The organism is Actinocorallia sp. API 0066 (assembly GCF_020991275.1).
Lineage (GTDB): Bacteria > Actinomycetota > Actinomycetes > Streptosporangiales > Streptosporangiaceae > Actinocorallia.
Window position 1 is genome coordinate 25,079 of sequence record NZ_JAJLQY010000018.1, and the last position, 14,707, is coordinate 39,785.

Annotated in this window: 13 protein-coding genes and 1 riboswitch; of the genes, 6 read left to right on the plus strand and 7 right to left on the minus strand. The window is 71.8% G+C overall.

The window, feature by feature from the left end:
* Positions 1–50 precede the first annotated feature (50 nt).
* Positions 51–383: an SPW repeat protein gene (locus LO762_RS31415; RefSeq protein ID WP_230619884.1), complete on the minus strand. Its 333-nt coding sequence runs from the start codon at positions 381–383 to the stop codon at positions 51–53.
* Positions 384–682: 299 nt separating this feature from the next.
* Positions 683–782: riboswitch (guanidine-I (ykkC/yxkD leader) on the plus strand.
* Between the two features lie 34 nt (positions 783–816).
* Here LO762_RS31415 and LO762_RS31420 point away from each other — a divergent pair.
* Genes LO762_RS31420 through LO762_RS31435 form a run of 4 tightly spaced genes read left to right on the plus strand, consistent with a single transcriptional unit; the run spans position 817 to position 4,578 of the window.
* Positions 817–1,989 (plus strand): agmatinase family protein, encoded by a 1,173-nt coding sequence (locus LO762_RS31420; protein ID WP_230619885.1) that lies wholly within the window; start codon positions 817–819, stop codon positions 1,987–1,989.
* A 3-nt stretch (positions 1,990–1,992) separates the two neighbouring features.
* Positions 1,993–2,988 (plus strand): ABC transporter substrate-binding protein, encoded by a 996-nt coding sequence (locus LO762_RS31425; RefSeq protein WP_230619886.1) that lies wholly within the window; start codon positions 1,993–1,995, stop codon positions 2,986–2,988.
* A 1-nt stretch (position 2,989) separates the two neighbouring features.
* Positions 2,990–3,838, plus strand: coding sequence for an ABC transporter permease (locus tag LO762_RS31430; protein ID WP_230619887.1), 849 nt, complete (start codon positions 2,990–2,992; stop codon positions 3,836–3,838).
* Positions 3,835–4,578, plus strand: a complete 744-nt coding sequence (locus tag LO762_RS31435) for an ABC transporter ATP-binding protein (protein WP_230619888.1) — start codon at positions 3,835–3,837, stop codon at positions 4,576–4,578. Before LO762_RS31430 ends, LO762_RS31435 begins: the two co-directional genes overlap by 4 nt.
* 398 nt (positions 4,579–4,976) lie before the next feature.
* Here LO762_RS31435 and LO762_RS31440 read toward each other — a convergent pair whose 3' ends face one another.
* The 4 genes from LO762_RS31440 to LO762_RS31455 all read right to left on the minus strand — a co-directional run bounded on the left by LO762_RS31440 (position 4,977) and on the right by LO762_RS31455 (position 7,836).
* Positions 4,977–5,564, minus strand: coding sequence for a hypothetical protein (locus tag LO762_RS31440; protein WP_230619889.1), 588 nt, complete (start codon positions 5,562–5,564; stop codon positions 4,977–4,979).
* 245 nt (positions 5,565–5,809) lie between these two features.
* Positions 5,810–6,391, minus strand: a complete 582-nt coding sequence (locus tag LO762_RS31445) for an AAA family ATPase (RefSeq protein WP_230619890.1) — start codon at positions 6,389–6,391, stop codon at positions 5,810–5,812.
* A gap of 84 nt (positions 6,392–6,475) precedes the next feature.
* A complete protein-coding gene (locus LO762_RS31450; RefSeq protein ID WP_230619891.1) occupies positions 6,476–7,132 on the minus strand; it encodes an MBL fold metallo-hydrolase in 657 nt (218 codons plus the stop codon).
* Positions 7,129–7,836 carry a maleylpyruvate isomerase family mycothiol-dependent enzyme gene (locus LO762_RS31455; RefSeq protein WP_230619892.1) on the minus strand — a complete coding sequence of 236 codons (708 nt, stop codon included), beginning with the start codon at positions 7,834–7,836 and terminating at the stop codon, positions 7,129–7,131. Before LO762_RS31455 ends, LO762_RS31450 begins: the two co-directional genes overlap by 4 nt.
* A 106-nt stretch (positions 7,837–7,942) precedes the next feature.
* Between LO762_RS31455 and LO762_RS31460 the strand changes: the two genes are divergently transcribed.
* On the plus strand, positions 7,943–8,452 hold the full coding sequence (locus tag LO762_RS31460) for a methylated-DNA--[protein]-cysteine S-methyltransferase (RefSeq protein WP_230619977.1): 510 nt from the start codon (positions 7,943–7,945) through the stop codon (positions 8,450–8,452).
* A gap of 12 nt (positions 8,453–8,464) precedes the next feature.
* Here the strand turns inward: LO762_RS31460 and LO762_RS31465 are convergent, their stop codons facing one another.
* On the minus strand, positions 8,465–9,952 hold the full coding sequence (locus LO762_RS31465; protein ID WP_230619893.1) for a M28 family peptidase: 1,488 nt from the start codon (positions 9,950–9,952) through the stop codon (positions 8,465–8,467).
* A gap of 111 nt (positions 9,953–10,063) precedes the next feature.
* Positions 10,064–12,901, minus strand: a complete 2,838-nt coding sequence (uvrA, locus tag LO762_RS31470; protein WP_230619894.1) for an excinuclease ABC subunit UvrA — start codon at positions 12,899–12,901, stop codon at positions 10,064–10,066.
* 209 nt (positions 12,902–13,110) lie between these two features.
* Between uvrA and LO762_RS31475 the strand changes: the two genes are divergently transcribed.
* A complete protein-coding gene (locus LO762_RS31475; protein WP_230619895.1) occupies positions 13,111–14,694 on the plus strand; it encodes a sodium:proton antiporter in 1,584 nt (527 codons plus the stop codon).
* The last annotated feature ends 13 nt before the right edge of the window (positions 14,695–14,707 follow it).

Below are 14,707 nucleotides of genomic sequence, written 5' to 3' on the forward strand. Positions count from 1 at the left end.
GTCCCCGGCGTGCCCCGCCGGGGACCACTGGACGGATGAGGCGCCGCGGGTCAGTCCGCCGCGTCCCCCGCCGTCGCGGAGTCGTACAGCCCGACGATAACGGTCACGGCACCGGCGATCCATGCCGTCCAGGCGGCGGCGTCGGAACCGGTGAACTGCCACGCCCAGGGCGCGACGAACAGGAGCACCGCGAACGCCGTCGCGGTCCACTCGCTGGGGCCCGCCTTGCCGAGCAGGCCGAACGCGCCGACCAGCGCGAGCAGGGCGCCCAGCACGAACAGCGGCTCGCGGCCCGCGCCGTCGGCCCACAGGTCCGGCGCCAGCAGGGCCGCCAGACCGGCCACGAACGCCACCGCGGCGGGCAGGGAGAACTTCACCGACATTTTCGCCACCTCCAGGGGGATCTGGACTTCTTCGTCCCACTTTCGAGAATCCTCTGATTGACCGTCCGGTCAATCAGTCGAGATGGTGACAGTCGGCTAACCGCGAGGTGAGGTGGCTCTCACTCGGCTCGACGTTTACCGTCACAGTCTGCTATTGGGCGAGGTGGCGCATACCGCGCGGGGGTACCCAGGGTGACCCCGCCGCCGAGACGGCTCCCGCCCGGCCCTTCACGGAAAAGGAACGGTCGCTTAACGGCCGCGAAACGCCGTCGCGGTGTTCTGTGGGGGACTCGCTGCCAGCGAGGCGCGTCTAGGGTTCCGCGGCGAGAGCCGGACTGGTCCGAGAGACGCAGACGGTCCGGTGAGACCGTTCCACGGCGGGACAAAAGCCCGGGAGGCCAGCCGCGCTCCCGGCTGCCGCCGGGGGCATCCCGTGAACGAGGTGCCCGTGCACTGGAACCACCGACGCCTCCCGCCCGAGTTCGATCCGGGCAAGCTGCACGACGACTACGGCCCCGAGGCCAGGTACGCCGTCGCGGCCGAGGAGGTCCTCCCGACCACCCGCCACGAGGAGGAGATCCGCCGTGGCCTGGAGTACGGCCTCCCCGGCGCCGAATCCATCGTCGACAAGACCATCCCGACCTTCTCCCGCGGCGAGCTCCCGCACTTCGCGGGCATCAACACCTTCCTGAAGGCCCCCTACGTCGAGGACGTCAGGCGCTGCGGCGAGTACGACGTCGCGATCCTGGGCGCGCCCTTCGACGGCGGCACCACCTACCGGTCGGGGACGCGCTTCGGCCCCCAGGGCATCCGCAAGATCTCCGCCCTGTACGGCCCGTACAGCTTCGAGCTGGGCGTGGACCTGCGCGAGACGATCACCATGTGCGACCTCGGGGACATCTTCACCATCCCCGGCAACATCGAGAAGACCTTCGACCAGATCTCCAAGGCCGTCTCCCACGTGTACGCCTCCGGCGCGTTCCCGGTGGTGCTGGGCGGCGACCACTCCATCGGCTACCCGACGGTGCGCGGCGTGGCCGAGCACCTGCAGGGCAACCTCGGCATCATCCACTTCGACAGGCACGTCGACACCCAGGAGACGGACCTGGACGAGCGGATGCACACGACGCCGTGGTTCCACGCGACCGACATCCCGAACGTGCCCGCGGAGAACCTCGTCCAGATCGGCATCGGCGGTTGGCAGGCGCCCCGGCCCGGCGTCAAGGTCGGGCGGGAGCGCGGCACCACCATCATGACCGTCACCGACTGCGTCGAGATGGGCATCGAGGCGGCGGCGGAGAAAGCCCTGGAGGTCGCCTGGCGGAACGCCGAGGCCGTCTGGCTGTCGTTCGACGTCGACTGCCTGGACGCCGCGTTCGTGCCCGGCACGGGCTGGCCCGAGCCCGGCGGGTTCCTGCCGCGCGAGGTCCTCAAGTTCATCCAGATCATCGCCGACTCAGCGCCGCTGGCCGGCATCGAGGTCGTCGAGTGCTCCCCGCCCTACGACAACGCCGAGATCACCTCGCTCATCGCCACCCGCGTCATCTGCGACACCCTCGGCTGCCTCGTGCGCTCCGGCCACCTCCCGCAGAAGAAGAGAGCCTGAACCATGCGCCCCTTCAAGACACTCACCGCCCTGGTGCTGGCCGCCGTCCTCGCCGCGGGCTGCGGCGGCGCCGACACCTCCGACGACGCGCCCTCCGGCGGCACCCTCACCCTCGGCTTCTCCGCCTGGCCCGGCTGGTTCCCCTGGCAGGTCGCGCAGGAGCAGGGCCTGTTCGCCAAGAACGGGGTGGACGTCGAACTCAAGTACTTCGACAGCTACACCGACTCGCTCCAGGCCCTGGCGACGGGCGCCGTGGACGGTAACAGCCAGACGCTCAACGACACGCTCGCGTCCGTCGCGGGCGGCGCGAAGCAGACGATCGTGCTGGTGAACGACAACTCCACCGGCAACGACCAGATCATCGCCGCCAAGGGCATCGACTCCGTCGCCGACCTCAAGGGCAAGACGGTCGCCGCCGAGCAGGGCACCGTGGACCACTACCTTCTCCTGCTCGCCCTGGAGAAGGCGGGGCTGTCGCAGGACGACATCACCTTCAGCCCGCTCACGACCGACGCGGCCGCCGCCGCTTTCGCCGCCGGAAGGGTGGACGCCGTGGGCGCGTTCGCCCCGTTCACCACGACGGCGCTCAAGCGCGCGGGCAGCAAGGCCGTCGCGACGTCCGCGGACTTCCCCGGCGCGATCCCCGACCACCTGGTGCTGGCCAGCTCGGTCGTCGCCGAGCGGCCCGACGACGTCCAGGCGCTGGTCCAGACGTGGTTCGACACGGTCGCGTGGATCGAGGCCAACCCGGACGCCGCGATCAAGATCATGGCCGAGCGGGCGGGCGTCAGCGAGGCCGACTACAAGTCCTACGACGCGGGCACCACGATCTTCACCCTGGACCAGAACAAGGCGGCGTTCGGGGAGGGCACCGAGCCGACGAACCTCGCCCACCAGGCCGGGCTCATCGCCCAGTTCCTCGTGGACAGCGGCCTCGCCGACGAGAAGCCGTCGCTGGACGGACTGTTCGAGCCGAAGTTCCTCGAGGGGCTGAAGTGAGATGACCGCCGTCCTGGAGGAGGGCCGCAAGGGGGCGCCGCTGCCGCGGCGGCGCCCCGCCAGGCCCGTCCCCGCCCTGCTGCGCCTGGGCACGCCCGTGCCGCCCCGGACGCGCTGGGTGCTGCGCGGGGTGTCCCTGGCCGTCCCGCTGGCCCTGTGGTGGCTCGTGAGCGCCACCGGGGCCGTCCAGCCGGAGTTCCTGCCGACGCCCGCCGCCACCTGGTCGGCGGGCGTGGAGATGGCGGCGAGCGGCCAGCTCTGGGACGACCTGTGGGCCAGCACCGGGCGCATCCTGTGGGGCTTCGGGATCGCGGTGGCCATCTCGGTGCCGCTCGGCCTGCTCATGGGCGCCTACCAGGGCGCGCACGCCGCCCTGGAGCCGCTCGTGGGCATGCTGCGGTACCTGCCCGCCAGCGCGTTCATCCCGCTGCTGGTGATCTGGCTCGGCATCGGCGAGAGCTCGAAGATCGCGCTGCTCGTCATCGGCGTCGTCTTCTTCAACACGCTGATGACGGCGGACGCCGTCAAGACCGTCCCGGCCGAGCTGCGGCAGGTCTCCGCGACGCTCGGGGCGCGGCAGGGCGAGATCCTGCGGAAGGTCGTCGTGCCGTACGCGGTGCCGGGGGCGCTGGACGCGATCCGGGTGAACTTCGCCGTCGCGTGGAACCTCGTCGTCGTGGCCGAGCTGATCGCCGCCGAGTCCGGGCTCGGCTACCGGATCGCGCGGTCGGGCAGGTTCCTGCAGAGCGACAAGATCTTCGCGGTGCTCATCGTCATCGGGCTGATCGGCCTGGCGATCGACGTCCTGCTGCGGGTGCTGCGGGACCGCGTGGGGAGGTGGCAGCCATGAGGCTCGTCGTGGACGGCGTGGGGCGCGTGTACGGCGCCAACCGCGCGCTGGAGGACATCCGGCTGGAGATCTCCGGCGGGGAGTTCGTCTGTGTGGTCGGCGCGAGCGGCTCGGGCAAGTCGACGCTGCTGGCGCTGATCGCCGGGCTCGACCGGCCGTCGGAGGGCGTCATCACCCTGGACGGCGCGCCCGTCACCGGGCCGGGGCCGGAACGGGGCCTGGTGTTCCAGACGGGCGCCCTGCACCCGTGGCGGACCGTCGAGAAGAACGTCGCCTTCGGGCTTGAGCTGCTTCCGCTCAGCCGGGCCGAGCGTAAGGCGCGTGTCTCCTGGTACCTCAGGGAGGTCGGCCTGGAGGGGCTGGAGAAGCGGCTGCCCAAGGAGCTGTCGGGCGGGCAGCGCCAGCGGGTGGCGATAGCGCGCGCGCTCGCGTGCGAGCCCTCGGTGCTGCTGCTGGACGAGCCGTTCGGCGCGCTCGACTGCCAGACCAAGGACGACATGCAGGTGTTCCTGCGCCGCGTCTGGAAGGACACGGGCACGACCGTCGTCATGGTCACGCACGACGTCGAGGAGGCGGTGTTCCTGGGCCAGCGGGTGACGGTCCTGGCCAGCCACCCGGGCCGGGTCGCCGCCGAGCTGCCCGTGGCGCTGCCCGACGAACGCGACCTGCCGCTCAAACGCGAACCGGAGTTCCTCAAGCTGCGCGCCGCCGTGGACGACCTCGTCCGAGCGCACCGGTGACGTCATGAGACAAGGCTCACAGGTGACGGCTGTGCTTGTTTGGGCCGAGGTCAGCCGCTTGGGCGGCCCCGACTTCGTCGGGAGCGGCCGACCTCGGCCTGGGACTGACCCGTTTCGGGCAGCCACCCTCCGTCGCCGCAGGACTAGGCTTGGCCCAGCGCGTCTCCGCCCAGCTCGAATGGGCGGAGACGCGCGCTGCATTTCCCCGTGCATTCCGTCCCGGCGGCGCCCGAAAGCATTCGGTGTTCTTTGTCGAATAGTGCGCGTAATAACCGGGGTGTTTGTCAGTTAATGGCGTCCGGCCGACGGCCCGGGAAAAGCGGAACGGGCCTGGCTCCGCCCAGCTCGAATGGGCGGAGGCAGGCCCGCCTCCTCGGGTCGCGGGACGCCGCGGGGTGTTACGGGGTCATGCCGAGGCGGACACCGCCCGCGCCGACCAGGTTGTAGGTGCCCTGGGTGATGCTGGCGCTGCCGGGGCACAGGAAGATGCCCGCGGTCTTGGGGATGGTGATCCCGGCGAGGCTGACCTTGGCGTAGTCGCCGCCGACCGGGTTGGTGGCCGGTGCGGTGATGTTGGCGCCGTAGGTGCAGTTGACGCCCAGGACCGTCGCCCGCATGGAGAAGCCGTTGAGCACGACGGTGCCCTGGGGCGCGGTCGGGCTCACGTAGTTGACGCTGCCGGACCAGCTGAGGCCCTGCGGGGTGATGGCCGAGGCGGTGCCGGAGCAGCCCGTCACCGACGCCGAGCTGATCGTCAGGGCGCCGCCGCTGGTGACGGAGCCGCCCAGGCTCGACGAGGTGCAGGTGGTGGTGCCGCCGCCGGAGATCACGAGGTTGCCGGTCAGCTGCGCCGTCGCGGTGCCGGAGTAGGCGGCCGAGGTGTCCCAGTTGATCACGGTGCCGGCCGCGCGCGCCGGGGTGGCCAGCGCCGCGGACGCCAGAGCGGCGGCCCCCACGACGGCGGCGACGCGATGGATCCTTGCCATTTGACATCTCCTTTTCTCTTGTGATGTCACAGCGAAGGTAAGGAGGTGTGCGACCGGGGGTCAACGGATGGAGAGTTGCAGAAATTGGCCGGTTTGTGACAGTCGTCACACGTTTTTCATACTTGTGTGCGGCGGAGCATGGCCGGTTGTGGTCTTGTCACTGGAAAACGAGAAACCGGCACCGGGTGCGGAGGGTGCCCGCCCGGTACCTTTTGAGAATCTCGTTCCGAAAATCGCGATCCCGCTCAGAGATCACCAAAGCGGATCTTCTGCAGGCGGTCGGCCTCCGCCCGGTCCAGGACGACGACCGACGCCGCCGTGGGCAGCCCGCCCCTGGAGGCCCGCGCCACCAGCGCCCGCCAACGCCGCACATGACGCGCGAACGTCAGCGGCGTCACCGTCCTACCCCGCATCCGCTGGCCCTCCAAGGCCGTCCGTGGAGGCACGTCCAGCATGACGACGTGCATCTCGTGGCCCGTCCGCGCGGCGAGCCTCCCGAGCCCCTTCATGAGGTGCGGCCAGGTGCCCCGCGTGTGCGCGACGACCGCCTGCCCGGCCATGACGCCCCGCGCGATCCGCCACACGTGCAGCGAGTAGACGAACGGGATGCGCGCGCGCGGCGGCAGCGCCCGCAGCGCGTGCGCGAGCCGGTTGCGGGCCTGGCGCGAGTCGATGACCAGCGCGCCGCCGGACTCGACCGGCGCGTTCTCCTTGTCGGTCAGCCCGTACAGCCGCCGCAGCAGCGTGCTCTTGCCCGCCCCCGGCAAGCCGGCGACGAGGACGAGCGCGCCGTCGGGAAACACGAGTTCCCGACGATCCTCGGACATGGGCGGCGACCTCAGTTCGGAGTGTGACGGAACATCATCATGCGGCACACCCCTCCAACTCCCGGGGCGCGCGGGCCGTTCCCCTCACCAGCCCCGGTCGCGCCACAGCGGCAGCGACGGGCGCTCCCGGCCGAGCGTGGAGTCCTTGCCGTGCCCCGGATAGAACCACGTCTCGTCCGGCAGCGCGTCGAAGACCCGCTCGGTGACGTCGGTGAGCAGCCTGTCGAACAGCTTCGGGTCGCCCCAGGTGTTGCCGACGCCGCCGGGGAACAGGCTGTCCCCGGTGAACAGGTGCGGCCGCGACGGCGTGCGCAGCAGCAGCGCGACGCCGCCCGGCGTGTGCCCGCGCAGGTGGATCACCTCAAGGCGGTGCTCGCCGAGCGTGATGACGTCGCCGCCCTCGACCGGCTCGGTGACCGGCACCGGCAGCGGCTCGGCGTCGCGCGGGTGCGCGGTGACGGCGGCGCTGGTGGCGCGGGCGACCTCGGCGAGCGCCTGCCAGTGGTCCTGGTGGCGGTGCGTGGTGACGATCCTGCCCAGCGGCCTGTCCCCGACGAGCTCAAGCAGCCGGTCGGGCTCGGCCGCCGCGTCGATGAGTAGCTGCTCGCCGGACGCCGCGTCGCGCAGCAGGTAGGCGTTGTTGTCGTACGGGCCGACCGCCAGCTTGCTCACCGTCAGGCCGGGCAGCAGCTCCCGGGTGTCGGCGGGCCCGCCCACGGCGACGTCTCCGGTGTAGCTCATGCCTCGCTCCAATCGGTGGCGGCCGGGTAGGGCCAGGGCGGTACGGGGGCGTGCGGCGCGGGCGCCCTGCCCGTCACCCAGCCGAGCAGCTCACCGCCGTCGCCGCGCAGCTCGGGCCCGGCGCCGCCGAGCTCGACCACGAGGTCGGGGCCGGTCACGACGATCCGGGCGTAGGGCACCGATCCGCGCAGCATCGGAAGCGACTCGGCCAGCTCCCAGCGCACGTAGGCGGCGGGCCAGTCGGCGACGCCGTACCCGGCGTCCAGGTCGACGTGGTGCACTTCGACCTCGCGCCAGCGCCGGTACAGCGTGTACCAGGCCGGGTGCGCCCAGCCCTGCAGCGCCGCGACCCTCGCCTCCCACCGGTCCTCGGGCAGGGCCCGCGCCAGCGCCACGAACCGCTCGCCCGCCGCGCGCGCGTCCGCGACGAGCTCGTCGTACGGGAGGTGCGCGCCCGCCTCGATCTCCTCCTCGCGGGCCGCCGCGCTCGCGTACTGCGGGGTGACGACGCCCGTCGCCGCCCACTCCAGCAGCCGCGAGTAGGAGTCGGCGTTGCGCGCGATGTGCTGGACCAGGTGCCCGCGCGTCCACCCCGCCAGGGGCGAGGGGGCGCGCAGCGCCGCGTCGTCGAGTGCCGCCAGGGTACGGTCGAGCCGCTCCTGGGAGGCGACGACCTCCCCGAGCACGGTGCGCCAGTCGTGCATGCCCATATCTTGGCCTACCGCCGTCCCGCGCCTCACACCAGCCCGCCCCGTCGCGCGCCCGCGGCGCCGGAAAATGTCAGTGGCCCGGCCTAGCCTGGGGAACGTGATGTCATTCGGCTGGACTGTCCTGCAGACGCCGATCGGCCCGCTGTTCCTCGCGGAGACCGACCGGGGCCTGGTCAACGTGCGGTTCCACGCGCACGAGGCGCGTGACGACGCCGCCGATCTCGCCGCGCGGCTGGGCGGCCGCGCCGCGCGCGGCGGGCTGTGCGAGCCGGTCGCGCAACTGTCGGCGTACTTCGCCGGGGATCTCACCGCGTTCACCCTCCCGCTCGACTGGCGGCTGTCGTCCGGGTTCAACGCGCTGGTGCTGCGCGAGCTGTACCGCTCGGTCCCGCACGGCCAGGTGATCGCCTACGGCGCGCTGGCCGCCCGCGTCGGCTCCCCGGACGCGGCGCGTGCGGTGGGCGTCGCCATGGGGTCCAATCCGCTGCCCGTCGTTGTGCCCTGCCACCGCGTCGTCGCCTCCGACGGCCTGGGCGGGTTCGGCGGCGGCCTGCCCGCCAAGGAGTCCCTGCTGGCCCTGGAAGGTGTGCTCCCGGCCCCGCTCTTCTGAACCGGGCGCCGGTCAGGGCGCGGTGCTGGTGGGTGTGGCTTTCGGCGGTTCGGGGGTGGGCAGCAGCGGCGTGTAGGCGAAGGTGAAGGCGGCGTGGGCCATCGCGCCCAGGTTGACGCGCAGGGCACGGCGGTTGAGGTTGGCGAGCGTGTCGCAGGCGCGGTGGTAGCAGGGGTCGTACGGCTTGCCCGCGGTGCCGCCGAAGCGCAGCGCCTCGGCCTCGGTCTTGTCGCCCTCCGCGCCGGTGAACAGGCCGCCCGCCGGGATGCCGCGCGCGATGAACGGGCCGTAGTCGGAGCGGCCGGTGAAGTCGGTGCCCTGGGTGGGCACGCCGATCGCCTTGAAGTAGCCCTCGTACGCCTTCTCGATCCGGGCCGACCCCTCGGGCCCCGGCCCCTCGCCCGTCCTGTCGGAGTCGTCGCCGTCGTAGATGCCGTAGACGTGGTTGGGCGAGGCGATCATGTCGTGGTTCAGGTACAGCCGGACGGCCGCCCGCTCCCGCGCCGACAGCGCGGCGACATAGTGCTCGGAGCCGAGCAGGCCCAGCTCCTCGGCGCCCCACCAGGCGAAGCGCAGCCGGTTGGGCACCGGCACCCGGTAGGCGTACTTGGCCAGCTCCAGCAGCGCCGCCGCGCCCGAGGCGTTGTCGTTGATGCCGGGGCCCTCCGGCACGCTGTCGAAGTGCGCGCCGACCATGACGACCCGGCGCGGGTCGCCGCGCCGGGTGTCGGCGATGACGTTCCAGGTCTGCCGGGTCTCGCTCGTCGTCCGCGTCGTCACCCGGACCGTGGTGCCCGCCCTGGCCAGCTCCTCGCCGACGGCGTGGGACGCGCCCAGCACCGGGATCGCCACCTCGCCCGGCTTGCCCACGGTGCCGCTCAGCGTGTCCGTCCGGCCCTCGCCGCCGTCGTTGAAGATGACGGCGGCCGCCGCGCCCGCCGCCTGCGCGTTGGCCGCCTTCACCGCGAACGTGCAGGTGCCGCGGCGCAGGAGCGCGACCGCGCCGCGCGGGAACCCGGCGAAGTCGGCGGCCTCACACCCCGAGGTGCTCGCCTTGCCCTTGGCGGGCGCCCCGGCGTCCACCGCACGGACCGGGCCGGAGACGTCGCCGGAGCCGGAGAACGTCATGGTGGCGAAGTCGCCCAGCTTGTCGGCGCCCGCGACGCTCGGCAGGTAGGTGTGCGGGGTCGGGGACAGGCGGGACAGCTCGGCCGTGCCTTCCTCCTGGAAGTACGGGAAGTCGAACTCCTGCACCACCGGCCGGTACCCGGCGGCGCGCAACTGCGTCACGAGGTAGTCGCGGGCGGCGGCGTAGCCGGGCGTCCCGGCCGCGCGGGTGTCGCCGTGCGCCGACGCGATCCGGGCGAGCGCCGCGAGATGCGACTCGACAGCCGAGGCGCGCACCCCCGCGACCGCCCGCGCCGCCGGATCGGCGACCCGCGCCGTCGCGCCGCCGGGCACGGCGAGCAGGGCGAGCACGGCGGCACCCGCGGTGAGCACGGCACCGCGCCGAGGCCGAAACATGACGGAACCCCCGTTCCCTCCCCCGTGGGCGGTTCCCCCGTGGACCCGCCCGGACGGGCCGCCGCACGACACGGCGGCCCCTTTCCGTCAACCGAGGATCTTTGCCAGGTACTGCCCGGTGTGGCTCTCGCTGACACGCGCGACGTCCTCGGGCGTGCCCGTCGCGACGACCGTGCCGCCCCGGGAACCGCCCTCCGGACCCATGTCCACGATCCAGTCCGCCGTCTTGATGACGTCCAGGTTGTGCTCGATGACCAGCACCGTGTTGCCCTTCTCGACGAGGCCGTTCAGCACCCCGAGGAGCTTGCGGATGTCCTCGAAGTGCAGGCCCGTCGTCGGCTCGTCCAGCACGTAGATCGTGCGGCCGGTCGAGCGCCGCTGCAGCTCGGACGCCAGCTTGACGCGCTGCGCCTCGCCGCCCGACAGCGTCGGCGCGGGCTGGCCCAGCCGGACGTACCCCAGGCCCACGTCGTTGAGGGTCTTCAGGTGCCGGTGGATCGCCGTGATCGGCTCGAAGAACTCCGCCGCCTCCTCGATCGGCATGTCCAGCACGTCGGCGATGGTCTTGCCCTTGTAGTGGACCTCCAGGGTCTCCCGGTTGTACCGGGCCCCGTGGCAGACCTCGCACGGCACGTAGACGTCCGGCAGGAAGTTCATCTCGATCTTGATGGTGCCGTCGCCGGAGCAGTTCTCGCAGCGGCCGCCCTTGATGTTGAACGAGAACCGGCCCGGCTGGTAGCCGCGGACCTTGGCCTCGGCCGTCGCGGCGAACAGCTTGCGGATGTTGTCGAACACGCCGGTGTACGTCGCCGGGTTGGACCGGGGGGTGCGGCCGATCGGCGACTGGTCGACGTGCACGACCTTGTCGAGCTGGTCCAGGCCCAGGATGCGCTTGTGCCTGCCCGGCACCGTCTTGGCGTGGTGCAGCTCCTTGGCCAGCGCGTTGTACAGGATGTCGTTGACGAGGGTGGACTTGCCCGAACCGGACACGCCCGTGACGGCGGTGAACACCCCGAGCGGGAACGCCACGTCCACGTTCCGCAGGTTGTTGGCCGTGGCGCCCTTGACGGTGATCTCGCGGCCCTTCTGGCGCGGCCTGCGCACCGCGGGCACCTCGATCGAGCGCCGCCCGGACACGTACTGCCCGGTCAGTGAGTCCGGGGACGTCAGGAGGTCCTCGACGGTGCCGGAGACCACGACGTTGCCGCCGTGCTCGCCCGCGCCCGGCCCGATGTCCACGACCCAGTCGGCTGCCTGGATGGTGTCCTCGTCGTGCTCGACCACGATGAGGGTGTTGCCGATGTCGCGCAGCCGCAGCAGCGTCTCCAGCAGCCGCGAGTTGTCGCGCTGGTGCAGGCCGATCGACGGCTCGTCCAGCACGTACAGCACGCCGACCAGGCCGGAGCCGATCTGGGTGGCCAGCCGGATCCGCTGCGCCTCGCCGCCCGCCAGGGTGGCCGCCGCGCGGTCCAGGCTGAGGTAGTCCAGGCCGACGTCGAGCAGGAAGCCCAGGCGCGCGTTGACCTCCTTGAGCACCTGCTCGGCGATCCGCGCGTCGCGGGAGTCGAGGTCGAGGCCGCGCAGGAACTCGGCGGAGTCGGAGATCGGCATCGCGGCGATCTCGGCGATGGACGCGCCCGCGACCTTGACGGCGAGGATCAGCGGCTTGAGCCGGGCGCCCGCGCAGGACGGGCACGGGATCTCCCGCATGTAGCCCTCGAACCGCTCACGGCTGGTGTCGCTCTCGGACTCGGTGTGCCGCCGCTGCACCCACGGGATGACGCCCTCGTACTCGGTGTAGTAGGAGCGTTTGCGCCCGTACCGGTTGCTGTAGGAGACGTGCACCTGGGTGGGGCTGCCGTGCAGGATCGCCTTGCGGGCCTTGGCCGGGATCTGCCGCCACGGTTCGTCCAGGGTGAAGCCCAGGGTGTCGCCGAGGCCCTGGAGCAGCCGTAGGAAGTACTCCGAGGCGTGGCCGCCCGCCCAGGGGGACAGCGCGCCGTCCGCGAGGCTCTTCTCCTCGTCCGGGACGATCAGCTCGGGGTCCACCTCCATCCGGGTGCCCAGGCCCGCGCAGTCCGGGCAGGCGCCGTAGGGGGAGTTGAACGAGAAGGAGCGCGGCTCCAGCTCCTCGAAGGACAGGTCGTCGTACGGGCAGTACAGGTGCTCGGAGTACATGCGTTCGCGGGCCGGGTCGTCCTCGGGCAGGTCCACGAAGTCCAGGACCAGGGTGCCGCCCGCCAGCGCCAGGCCCGTCTCCACCGAGTCGGCCAGGCGGCGGCGCGCCGACTCCTTGACCGAGAGCCTGTCCACGATCACCGAGATGTCGTGCTTCTCCTGCTTCTTCAGCTGCGGCGGGTCGTCCAGGCGCACCGCGACGCCGTCCACCAGCGCGCGCGAGAAGCCCTTGGCCTGGAGCTCGCGGAACAGCTCCACGTATTCGCCCTTGCGGCCGCGGACCACCGGCGCGAGCACCTGGAAGCGGGTGCCCTCGGCCAGCTCCAGCACCCTGTCCACGATCTGCTGCGGGCTCTGCCGGGAGATCGGCCGCCCGCACTCGGGGCAGTGCGGCTTGCCGATCCGCGCGTACAGCAGGCGCAGGTAGTCGTACACCTCGGTGATCGTGCCGACGGTCGAGCGGGGGTTCTTCGACGTCGACTTCTGGTCGATCGAGACGGCCGGGGACAGGCCCTCGATGAAGTCGACGTTCGGCTTGTCCATCTGGCCGAGGAACTGGCGCGCGTAGGCCGACAGCGACTCCACGTAGCGCCGCTGCCCCTCGGCGAAGATCGTGTCGAACGCGAGGCTGGACTTGCCCGAGCCGGACAGCCCGGTGAACACGATCAGCGAGTCGCGCGGCAGATCGAGCGAGACGTCCTTGAGATTGTGCTCGCGCGCGCCGCGAACGACGAGTCGATCATGCACGGTGTGTTTCCCCAGATCATCGGCGGTTTTGGGCGGAGGAGGAAGGGCCCGATTCAGGCTAACCACCGGGACTGACATTTTCGTCCCGCGAGCGGTGCGCCCGCCGTCACCGTACACGTGTTCGAACGTCCGCCGCCACCGAACGCGCGTCTTCCGCCAGTGTCCCGCGCCTCCCACGCCCGAGCCCCTCGCGACGGCAGAATGCCACGGTGGACTCGGGGCTTGCGATGTTCTCGGTGATCGTCCTCCTGATGCTCGTCACCGTGCTCGCGGTGGGCCTGGGCGACCGGATCAGACGCCCGTACCCGGTGCTGGTGAGCGTCTTCGGGCTCGCCGTCGCCTTCACGCCGCTGCCCGCGCTCCAGATCCCGCCCGAACTGATCCTCCCGCTGTTCCTTCCGCCGCTCATCTACGCGACGGCCCAGCGCACGTCGTGGCGGCTGCTGATCTCCCGGCGCAGGACGATCTTCTGGCTGGCGGGCGTCCTCGTCCTCATGACCGTCGCCGCGTCGGCGGCCACCACCTACTGGGCCATCGGCGGGGTGAGCGTCGCCGCCGCGATCGCGCTCGGCGCCGCCGTCGCGCCGCCCGACCCGGTGGCCACCGAGGCCGTCGCGGGACCGCTCGGCCTGCCCCGCCGGGTGATCACCGTGCTGCAGACCGAGGGCCTCTGCAACGACGCGACCGCCTTCGTCGTCTACGCGGTCGCGATCAGCGCGGTGCACACGGGGCACTACTCGCTGCCGGAGGCCGTCCTGCTGTTCCTGTGGGAGGTCGTGGCCGCCGTCGCGATCGGCCTCGCGGCGGGCTGGCTCGGCACCTGGCTCCAGGGCCACCTCGACAACGTGACGGCACGCAGCGCCCTCACCCTCGTGTTCCCCTTCGCGACCTACCTCCTCGCCGACGTCTGCCACGCCTCGGGCGTCCTGTCCGTCCTCGTCGTCAGCCTCTACCTCGGGCAGACGACCGCCGACGCGGGCGGCGTGAGCGACCGGCTCACCTCCACCGCCTTCTGGAACACCCTGGAGATGCTCATCACCGGCCTCGCCTTCGGCCTCATCGGCCTGGAGTTGCGCGAGGTGTGGCCCGGCACCGAGCGGCTGCCCGCCTACGCGCTGCACGCGGCGATCATCTGTGCTGTGGTGATCGCGCTGCGGTTCGCCTGGATGATGACGGTAGGCCCGTTCATGCGCAGGTTCGGCACCCGCGGCTACCAGGGGTACCGGGAGGAGGTCGCGCGGGACTGGCGCGACGACTTCATCCTCGCCTTCTGCGGCTTCCGGGGCCTGGCCACCCTCGCCCTGGCCCTCGCGCTGCCCGCGACGACCCCGCACCGCGCCGAACTCCTGTTCGTCGCCTTCACCGTCATCCTCGTGACGCTGATCGTGCCGGGCCTGGTGATGCCGTGGGTCGTCCGCGTCCTCGGGGTCCGCAAGGACGAGGAGGGGGAGACGGAGGCCGTCCAGGACCTCGCCTACCGCGCCTCCCGAGCCGCCCTGCGGAGGCTCCGCCAGCTCGACGTGGAGGAGGACCTGCCGACGGAGGTGGTCCAGCGGCTCCGGTACACGCAGCGGCTGCTCACCAGCGAGCTGTGCGACGAGCTCCCCGACGACGTCCAGGAGGGCTACGAGCAGCGCAGGATGTACGCCCAGATCAAGCGGCGGGTGGAGGCGGAGATGCTGGAGGCGTCCCGCGCCGAGGTGCTGCTGGCCCGCTCGGAGCACGGCGTGGACCCGGAGGCCGCCGACAAGGTGCTCCGCCGCCTCGACCTCCGCAGCGCCCACCTGCTCTGACAAGCAGCTTTCA